The organism is Moraxella sp. TY6 (assembly GCF_048551375.1).
GTDB lineage: Bacteria > Pseudomonadota > Gammaproteobacteria > Pseudomonadales > Moraxellaceae > Faucicola.
Genome location: NZ_JBLYZJ010000007.1, coordinates 151,475 through 161,660 on the forward strand (window position 1 = coordinate 151,475; position 10,186 = coordinate 161,660).

Annotated in this window: 8 protein-coding genes; 1 reads left to right on the forward strand and 7 read right to left on the reverse strand. The window is 45.4% G+C overall.

The features are described from left to right. Positions 1-28: 28 nt before the first annotated feature. The 7 genes from ACK1U4_RS07215 to ACK1U4_RS07245 form a co-directional block, all read right to left on the reverse strand. Positions 29-2,146, reverse strand: coding sequence for a peptidoglycan D,D-transpeptidase FtsI family protein (locus ACK1U4_RS07215; RefSeq protein ID WP_419400210.1), 2,118 nt, complete (start codon positions 2,144-2,146; stop codon positions 29-31). Positions 2,147-2,430: 284 nt separating this feature from the next. Continuing rightward, positions 2,431-2,883, reverse strand: a complete 453-nt coding sequence (ftsL, locus tag ACK1U4_RS07220) for a cell division protein FtsL (RefSeq protein ID WP_419400211.1) — start codon at positions 2,881-2,883, stop codon at positions 2,431-2,433. A gap of 10 nt (positions 2,884-2,893) precedes the next feature. Continuing rightward, positions 2,894-3,886, reverse strand: coding sequence for a 16S rRNA (cytosine(1402)-N(4))-methyltransferase RsmH (gene rsmH / locus ACK1U4_RS07225; RefSeq protein WP_419400212.1), 993 nt, complete (start codon positions 3,884-3,886; stop codon positions 2,894-2,896). A 109-nt stretch (positions 3,887-3,995) separates the two neighbouring features. Beyond that, complete coding sequence (galE, locus tag ACK1U4_RS07230; protein WP_419400213.1) at positions 3,996-5,024, reverse strand: UDP-glucose 4-epimerase GalE; 1,029 nt, start codon at positions 5,022-5,024, stop codon at positions 3,996-3,998. 15 nt (positions 5,025-5,039) lie between these two features. Beyond that, positions 5,040-6,149, reverse strand: a complete 1,110-nt coding sequence (locus ACK1U4_RS07235) for a tetratricopeptide repeat protein (RefSeq protein WP_419400214.1) — start codon at positions 6,147-6,149, stop codon at positions 5,040-5,042. Positions 6,150-6,221: 72 nt separating this feature from the next. Next, complete coding sequence (locus ACK1U4_RS07240) at positions 6,222-8,633, reverse strand: ATP-binding protein (protein WP_419400215.1); 2,412 nt, start codon at positions 8,631-8,633, stop codon at positions 6,222-6,224. Between the two features lie 153 nt (positions 8,634-8,786). Next, positions 8,787-9,257: a DMT family transporter gene (locus ACK1U4_RS07245; RefSeq protein ID WP_419400216.1), complete on the reverse strand. Its 471-nt coding sequence runs from the start codon at positions 9,255-9,257 to the stop codon at positions 8,787-8,789. A 141-nt stretch (positions 9,258-9,398) separates the two neighbouring features. Here ACK1U4_RS07245 and ACK1U4_RS07250 point away from each other — a divergent pair, with 141 nt between their 5' ends. Next, positions 9,399-10,076: a DUF1287 domain-containing protein gene (locus ACK1U4_RS07250; protein WP_419400217.1), complete on the forward strand. Its 678-nt coding sequence runs from the start codon at positions 9,399-9,401 to the stop codon at positions 10,074-10,076. Positions 10,077-10,186: the final 110 nt, after the last annotated feature.

Genomic DNA, 10,186 nt, shown 5'->3' on the forward strand with positions numbered 1-10,186 from the left:
TCCCCTAATTATTTGATATGTCATCATGTTATAAATCATTCACGCTATTTTCATCGGCTGTTTGATTTTCTTTGCCTGTTAAGCCCTTATCAAACGGTACATTATACAAGCGTAAGGTTTCTTTCATCACGTTGCGAAACACTGGGGCGGCAACCAACCCACCGAATTTCTGCACTTGAGGGTCTTCGACCATAATCGCCACCACAAAACGTGGATTGGATGCTGGGGCAATGCCAACAAAGGAGGTGCGGTATTGGTCATCATAATAACCACCTTTGGGATTAGAACGTCTTGCTGTCCCTGTTTTGCCTGCGACTTTATAGCCGTCAATCGCTGCTAATGTTGCTGTACCACCTGCTTCAGTGACGGAAGTCATCATGTCCACAATCGCACGAGCATCTTCTCGCTTAATCACTTGGGTACTGGTGGGTTTTTGATAAGGGATGCTGATATTTTGGGTGTTATTGCTATTTAGGGCATTGTCTTGGGTGCTTTTTGCCAATGTCAATGGGTGCATCACACCGCCTGCTCCCAGTACGCTATAGGCTTGGGCAAGCTGTGCCAACGTCACCTGCAAGCCATAACCATACGATACGGTGGCACGGCGTGCCGTTTCCCTATCTTCTGGTACTGGAATCAGCCCTGATGCTTCGCTTGGGAAATTTAAGTTGGTTTTTTTGCCAAGCCCAAAGGCTTTTTGCCCATCGCTCATCACGCTACCCGGTAATGACAAGGCAATTTTTGCCGAGCCGATATTACTGGATTTTTGCAGTAGGGTACGAAGACTAATAATCCCTAAATTACCGTGGTCACGGATGGTATGCCCTTGTACCACCATGCTCCCTGGACTGGTGTTAATGAGAGAATTGACTGTATACTGTCCAGATTTTAGCCCTGTTGCCACAGTGATGGGCTTCATCACTGACCCTGGTTCAAACACATCAATCAACGCATGATTACGCTGATTTTCATTGGTCATGCTGTTTAAATCATTGGGATTAAACGAGGGCCAGTTAGAAATCGCCATGACTTCCCCCGAATTGACATCGACAATCATCCCTGTCGCCCAACGGGCTTTTTGTAGTCGTCCAACCTGCTCAAGTTGTTGATATAAAATATATTGCAAACGTGAATCAATGGTGAGCTGTAGGTCTTTACCTGCAATTTCAGGTTTGATTTGCTCAATGTCACTAATACTGTTATTTTTGGCATCACGCATCACCAGTATTTCGCCATTTTTACCTGACAAAACATCATTAAATACTCGCTCAATCCCTGCCTGCCCTTGATAATGCCCTGCTTGTTTATCGCTAGTACGTGCCATAAAACCCAATAATTGGGCATTGGGCTGAGGCTGGGGATAAAAACGCTGGTAAAAATGCTCCGCATTAACGCCCACAAAATTGCTATCAATAATCGGCTTGGCAAGCTCTGGCTTGGCATCTTTCATCAGTAAGAAATAATGTGAGCCTGCCCCAGTGGGGAGTACCGCTTGAATGGCTTCTTTGTCGTTCAAATTCACATTATCATTAAGACGTACCGCATTTTGAAACTCCGCCACATCAATGCCTGTGAGGGCAGACAATTTCCCCAAATCCATATTTTGTAGGCGTTTGGTAATGCGTTCGATTTCTTTCTTCACCGCTTCACTGGGCGTAGAGGCTTGTAGTTCTTGTAACCGACCTTTGAGCGAATAATATTCAACAGCGTATTCATGTGGGCTAAACACCAAAGTCACTAAGGGAGCAGAGATAGCAAGCGGAATGTTATTACGGTCAGTGATCATGCCTCGGAATGACGGCTGAACACGTGTCGTGGTGATAAGGGTATTGCCTTTGTCTTGGTAATAATCTTTGTTAATGACTTGAATATAGTACAATCGGACAAAAATTGCCAAAAACCCCAACCCCATCAATAGCCAAATACCTTTAAACCTTAAACTATCCTCCTCAACGCCACCACGTAACGATGCCCCACGTAACGCAGAAGTTCGCCGTTTTGGTGTACTTACTTTTTTGGGCAATACACCAGTATTTTTTGAGCTAGAGGCTTGCTTTGGGCTAGTAGCTTGACGAGTCTTCGCTTTGCTCGATTTATTGGCAGAATTATTCGCAGGCAAGTCGGTATTTGGGGTATCTTTTGGCATAGAGTGGAACTGTTTCTACAAGGTTCTGATAAAGTTATGTGATAATGATTGTTGTTTCAATTAGTTAGGACTTACGCAATTTTAAAATATCGTTTCTTTACAAAGACGCTAGACCCCTGCATACGCAGGGGTGACGAGTAATTTAAATTTGGTCGTCATTCCTGCGAATGCAGGAATCCAGTGTCTTTTGCGTAAGTCCTATTAGTAATAAACCCCTACAATACAATATTTATTAGGCTTGGTATAAGATAAATTTTGTAGGGATATCATTCAACGCCACTGACTTATTGAGCCTTTGCTGTTGCTTGATTTACTGTCTGTGTTGTTGAGTATTGACCTTGATTGGCATGCACAATCATCCGATCTGATAAATCTGGATAAAACATATTCAATTCAGCCACCGCTCGTTGCGTGACCTGAGGCGTGGCACTGAACGTCTGCTGTTCAATCAACATCCGTTGGCGTTCGACCTGTAATTGACGAAATTCTTTTTTGAGTTTTGACATCTCACCATAGCGGTGATGGTAGCTTTGAATTTGCTCCACCACGCTAACGCCTGTCCAAAGAATTGCTATGACCAAAATCCCCATTGCCACAGTATATAAACTCACACCTCGATAATCGCTTTCTAACACCTCAATAATACTCATATTAATGATGTCTGTGCGTGGCACAGGTGGGGTCGGCTTAGACTGAGCATTTGGGGTAGTGATGGCTTGAGGATTGACAGATGACACGTTATTTTCTCTAGCTTGTTAAGGTGAAATGAACCGCTGAACGACTGGCACTGCGTAACCACGCACTTCTGGCTCTTGGGTTGGTTTTGATTTCGGCATCGGAAGGGGCAACACGCTCAGGCTTACTCAATAGTTTAGGGCGAGGGATTGGTATCGGCAAATGCTCATCTTCTGGGTATTGCCCTTTGCTATGTTTTTGCAAAAACTGCTTAATCATACGGTCTTCGAGCGAATGAAAACTAATCACCGCCAATCGCCCACCGCTCGCCAATACCGACAGCGACTGCTCCAAAAAACTTGCCACATCGCCCAATTCATTGTTAATAAAAATTCGCATGGCTTGAAAACTTTGCGTTGCAGGGTGTTTGCCTTTTTGCCAATTCGGATGAGCCTGTTTAATCGTTTCGGCAAGGGCTAAGGTCGAATCATAATTTGGCATTTGCTTAATGGCTTTGGCAATCCGCCGACTATGACGCTCTTCGCCATATTCATACAGCACATCGGCAAGCGTGGTTTCATCGACTTCGGCAAGCCACTCACCCACCGTCTGTCCTCGGCTGGTATCCATTCGCATATCCACCACGCCATCACGCATAAAGCTAAAGCCACGACTACCATCATCGAGTTGTGGTGATGACACGCCCAAATCCGCCATAATGCCATCGACTTGCTCAAGACCCAACGCTTGTAAACTGGCTTGTAGGCTAGCAAAACTTTCATGCACCACAGTCACTCGTGGGTCTTGGCTTGCCAACGCATTGGCGACTGCAATCGCTTGAGGGTCTTTGTCAAACACAATCAAACGGCTGTCATCGCTCAGATACTCAAGCAACAATCGGCTATGTCCACCTCGCCCAAAGGTCGCATCAACAAAAATTCCTGTGGGTCGCTCACCTAAGGCATCAAGGTTTTTGACCCCCAACACACTGGCAACGGTTTCAGTTAATAAAACCGTTTCATGGCTAAAATCACTAACAGCAAGTGGGGCAAGCGTCTTTGGCATAACAAACCGTAAATAAAATCAAATTAAGTATAAATAACCGCTTATTATCGCTTACTGACGTGGTGGGTCAAGTGAAATTTGTCAAATTGGGGATTTTTTGCATCAAAATTTACACATACCCTTGCGGATTATTCGACTGCCATCGCCACGTATCTTCACACATTTGCTCAATATTTTTTTCTGCTTGCCAATCCAATAATGTCTTGGCTTTATCGCTACTGGCATAGCAACTGGCGATATCCCCTGCCCGTCTTGGGGCAACCGTATAAGGCACGGCTTGCTCGGTGGTTTTGATAAAAGCATTGACCAATTCAAGCACGGACGTACCATTGCCTGTGCCAAGATTAATCGCCTCAAAGCCTAGCTTTTGCTTAGTTTGCAAATATTGCAAGGCTTTCACATGACCTTTTGCCAAATCCACCACATGGATATAATCACGCACGCCTGTGCCGTCTACCGTGTCATAATCATCACCAAACACGCTGAGTTGTTTGAGTTTACCCACCGCCACTTGGCTGATATAAGGCATGAGATTATTGGGAATACCGTTGGGATTTTCGCCAATTGTGCCTGTATGATACGCCCCAATCGGATTAAAATAACGTAACGAAACTGCCTGCCAATCGCCATCCGACACCGCCAAATCCGCCAAAATATGTTCAATCATCAGCTTACTTTGACCATACGGATTGGTCGCCGAACGAGGCATATCTTCGGTAATCGGTAGGCTTGCTGGGTCGCCATACACAGTGGCTGAGGATGAAAAAATGATATTTTTCACATTGGCTTGGCTCATGGCATCCAATAAATTTAGTGTGCCAGTGACGTTATTTTGATAATACCATAACGGCTTGGCAACCGATTCGCCCACCGCTTTTAGCCCTGCAAAATGAATCACCGCAAAAAATTCATGTTCAGCAAAGATTTTGGCAAGCAAGTCTTTATCCAAAATATCGCCTTGAATAAGGTCAATTTTTTGCCCAACAATCGCCTCGACTCGCTCAAGGGCGATGGGGCTGGCATTGGATAAATTGTCATACACAATGGGGCTAAACCCTGCTTGGATAAGCTCAATCAGCGTGTGCGAACCGATATAGCCAGCACCGCCTGTGACGAGGATTTTTTTAGTGGTTGTCATTACTTATACCTTCCGTTAATTATCTAATGCTTCTAGTCGCTCAAACGCTTTACCATAGCCCTGTTTGGCAGATTGGCGTAACCATGTTAATGCCACCTCTTGGTTGGCATCCACCCCATTGCCTGTGGCATACATTTGATATAAAAAATACTGGGCTTGTGGGTTACCCAATTCGCTGGCAACCTCATAATAGCCCAATGCCAGCTCATGGTCGATTGGCAAGCTTGAACCCACTGGCGACTGGGGTAAAGTCGTTGCCCCACCTTGATACAACCATCCCAACACCAAATGAGCAGGGCGAAAGGCTTGCTCGGCAGATTGTTTAAGATACTCCACCGCTCTATCAATATTCGGCTCGGATTGGGAAATCCCACATAAATGGGCAACTCCAAGGTTATACTGGGCTTTGGCATGACCTTGTTCGGCAGATTTTCGCCATACGTCCATCGCCCCTGCCAAATCCTGCCCCAACAACGCCACCCCTTGCTCAAACAAGGCTTCGCCATTATCAGCGGTGGGTGTTGGCGTGCTAGAGGATATGTGAGTTAGGGTATTGGACGAGATATTAGCTTGAACATTCAATAAGTCAGTAAATTTGGCTTGTTGTAATACTTGCGTGGCTTGTGGATAGCCTTGTTGCTCGGCTTGTTGATACCAAAAAAGGGCTTGCTGGTCATTGGGTGTCAGTCCGCCCAAGCCTTTTTCGTAGGCAACGGCTAAATTATATTGGGCGGTTGGCTCGCCTTGTTCGGCAGATTGGATAAATAATGCAATGGCTTGTTTAGGGTCGTGTGGCACGCCCTGCCCTTTGAGGTATAACATGGCAAGACGGACTTTGGCAATCGCTAAATTTTGTTGGCTAGCGACTTGATAGCATTGGGCAGATTTGACAAAATCTTGAGCTACCCCCAGCCCTTTTTCAAATAACGTCCCCAAATACACTTGTGCCAAAGGGTGCTGTTGTTTGGCAGACATCAGCCAATAATGGGCAGATTGGTGGTAATTTTGAGCAACGCCCAAGCCTTTGGCATAGCATTGCCCTGTTTGATACTGGGCTTCGGCATCGCCTTGTTCGGCAAGTTCGGCATAACGCAAAAAATCGGCTTGGGCTTGGGTATCAGTCATGGGGATTTCCGTGAATGTTTAATTTATCTCAAAACCCCTATCTTACCACAAATGCCAATTTTTATACCATCATCAAATCGGCTGATACAATACGCCCACCAATAAGATACTAATATCTTTGACATTGGGCGTGATTTGTACGCTGTCAAAGGCAATGCTTTGTGGGTCAAACTGCTGGGCAAGTGCGTCCAATTGGCTTTGTAAATCTTGCTCAAGGGCGGTGTATTCGGCTTGCAGTTGCTGACGTACACCGTCAAGTTCGGCGACACTTTGTTTGGTGGCGTTCATGTCGCCCACCGAGTTCATCGCACGTTTGACATGGGTGATGTTGGTTTGTGACAAGGCTTTTCGCCCCATAAATGCCCCTAGCACCGCAGAGCCAATACTCATGCCTGCATCGAGCCAGCCTTTGTTGGCTTCGGCAGATTCTTTTTCGTATTTTTCGTTGGCAGTTTGGATTTTTTTGTTTAAGGCTTCTTGTTTTTTGGCAACGCTATCACGCAATTTAGCGATGGCAATGTCACGCTGTTCACGCAATGGCACGGCAAGGCGATTGCGGAAACTGGCTTCGGTTTCGCCCACTTCGCTGTATAGCCCAACGCTTTCGACCCACCATAAATTCAGCACTTGTTGTTGGCGAATGGCTTCTTTGGCTTCTTTTTCCCATGCTTTCCAGTTGGCTTTATCAAGGGCTTGAGTCGGCAATTCTTTAAACACCGCAGGTTGATGAGCAGAGGTTTGCAATTGCTCAAAACTAACATCGCTTAACACCGCCCCATGCCAGTCCACGACTAAAGGCGGTTCGCCAAATGGCGTGGTTAAAATTAACTGTTGCTGAGTGTTTGCCCCAGATTTTTTATCGTTAAAAAACACCCTCGCATACGCAAAGGCTTGTGGTTGATAAAAAGTCTGCCCTTCGCTTACGCTATCTTTTGGCAAAAAGTACAGCCCAATATCTTTTGGCAAGGCAGGCGGTTGGTTTGATGAACTTTGCAATGGGTCAGCGGTCACAGCAGGGATTGCCGTACCTATTTGGGCAGGGTTTTGGGCATTCACAAGGCTTAATTTTTGGGCTTTTAGCGTGGCAATCGCATTTTTGCTTAAAGGACCAGAGAGGTAGTTTAGGGTAAAACGAGTGGCAAAAATCACAGGACTGGCTTCGTGGATATTTTTTAACAAAAATTGACGTTTGCCCAGTTGGTCAAACCATGTACCGAGTTCAGCTTTGGTCAAATTATTGCTACCTGCGGACAGCAAGCCGTCCATCACTCGCTCACGGTCTTGGGCGGTTTGCAAGCGTCCGATAAACCAAGTCCCTGCATTGGATAGGGCTTTGTAGTCCAAATCGACAGGGTTTTGCGTAGCAAGCACAATACCCAAGCCAAACGCACGAGCCTGTTTTAGCAAGGTTAATAGCAGAACTTTAGTCGGTGGATTGCCGTTCGGTGGTAGGTAGCCAAACACCTCATCCATATACAAAATCGCTCGCAAGGTCGATGTGCCTTGCTGACGACGCATCCACGCCAATAAATTGGTCAGCAACAGGGTGACAAAAAACAACCGTTCATCGTCCGATAGATGGGCAATATTCATCACACTGGTTTGGGCTTTGCCGTCTGTCCCATAAAACAGCGAGCCACAGTCCAACGGCATCCCTTTTAACCAGTTAGCAAATGAGGGTGACGCAAGCAAGGTGTTCAGCTTCATCGCCAACGCCATGCGGTCTTTGTCGGCAAACACTTGAGCCAACGGCATGATACCCACTTTGTCAAACGGTGGGGTTTGGATTTGGGTAATCAAATCGACTAGGGTCAAGGTTTGGTTATTGTCCCAAGCGGTTTTGAGCAGTTGTGCCAAAAAAACGTGTTCAGGGCTAAAATTATCGCCATTGACCTTGAGCAACATTAGCAATGCCGACACGGTGGCATCAATATATTCGGCATACGCCTCACCCTCGGCTTTCACCGCATCAGGTGGCGGTACAAGGTTGCCAAGCAACGCAATCGACAGACCGTTGTCGCTTCCAGGGGTGTAAATGCTGACAGGATTGGCGTTTTTTAACGCTTGCACACGCTCTAGGGTTTGGTGGGTATTGGCAAGCCCTTGTTGCCAGTCTTTGGCAAGTTGCTCGGCAGTTTGTTTGGCAAAGTCGGCTTCGCTCAAACCAGACTGCCCTGCCAGACTTTTATCAACCCACGGCTCAAAATCGCTTGGGGCAAGGTTTGGAAAGGTCAATGCCAAATTACCCAAATCGCCTTTTGGGTCAATGGCGATAATCGGCACATTGTCGAGTGAGGCTTCTTCGAGTAACGAAATCCCCAAGCCTGTTTTACCAGAGCCTGTCATACCGATGATGACGGCATGGGTGGTCAAGTCCGCCATGTCATAGAGGGTGGGCTGTCCTTGGGTATCTTGCGGATATACGTCCGTGCCAAGGTAAAATTGTCCGATATTGTCTGGGATGTTGTTGGTTAAAGTGGGCATGATGTCGTCCTGATTTTTTAATTAATCTATTTTCAGTTATCTGTGTAAACTGGATTTATTATAAAGAAATTTGCTATTTTAGGATATGACTTATTCAACGCTTTAAGCCTTTGCCAACCTCATTAATTTTTGAATTTTTTGCTCATTCACCAATTATTCAAACCATTTTTTACCCATAATAAAAAACGCTACACTACCCACCATCGCAATCAAACCTACGATTTTTGTCCAATGCACGCTTTGTACAGGCATACCAATTAAACCAAAACTATCAATCAACATTGCCATAGCCAACTGCCCCAAAATAAACAAGAACATCATGTTGGCGACCCCAATTTTGGGGGAAAGAAAAATTGAGGTGAACACAAAAAATGCCCCCATCGCACCGCCTACCCATTTCCAACTATCAGCTAAGGTCATATTGCCAAAGCCTTGGCTAATCACTTGATTATCAATTCTGAGCAACACCAAAACACCCAATACCAATGCCCCCACAAAAAACGAAATAAAACTGGCAAATAATGGCTCTTTGCCAAACATCGTCCCTAGCCGATTATTAATCGAAGCCTGTACTGGTAACACCATGCCCGCCAACAAGCCCAATGCTAAATATAGATAATTCATTATGCCACCTAAAAATATTATGGTTAAAAACGCATGATAGCTTAAATGAGATTGGTCGTCATGGAATCCATCAATTTTTCACAAACTTAAATTTGGCAAAATGCTATTATCATCGCATTGTAATCATCAATTTTGGCGACTATGAAAAATCATTTATCCATCATTGGCTGTTGCCTTGTCTTAACCGCTTGCCAACCGCCAAACCAAAATACCAGCACCGCCAAACCCAATAAACCCTCAGCGATTGACACCGCTGTGACCACACTTGAGCAAACCTTAATACCAAAGCCAAAAGACCACCCCAACTCACCGCCACTGGTCAAATCGGCACGGCAACAAATTGGCGTAACCACTAGCTACGACCCAACCTATCGCAAGCTTAAATTCCCAATGGGGGATGTGGACAAATCCACAGGCGTGTGTACCGATGTGGTGATTCGAGCTTATAGACAACAAGGCAAAGATTTGCAAGCCTTGGTAAATGTGGATATGAAAAAAGCATGGAACGCCTACCCAAAAACATGGGGATTATCCAAGCCTGATAACAATATCGACCATCGGCGTGTGCCAAACTTGGAAGTGTTTTTTAAACGGCATGGCAAAACCTTATCGCTGACCGATAAGGCAAGTTTTAAGGCAGGGGATTTGGTCACATGGCGACTGGATGTCAATGGTAAAAAGCTACCGCATATTGGCATTGTGTCGGACAATACCACGGCAGATGGCACGCCATTGATTATTCATAACATTGGGCGTGGCACGGAAGAAAGTGATATTTTGTATCAATATCCGATTAGTGGGCATTTTCGTTATCCTTAGGATTTACACATGATTAATAAAACAGATAAATAGTAAGTACCGAAACAGAATTATCGTATAAGATTCAATTCTCGTAGCGTGGGTTAGCGAAGCGTAACCCACGGAAAATC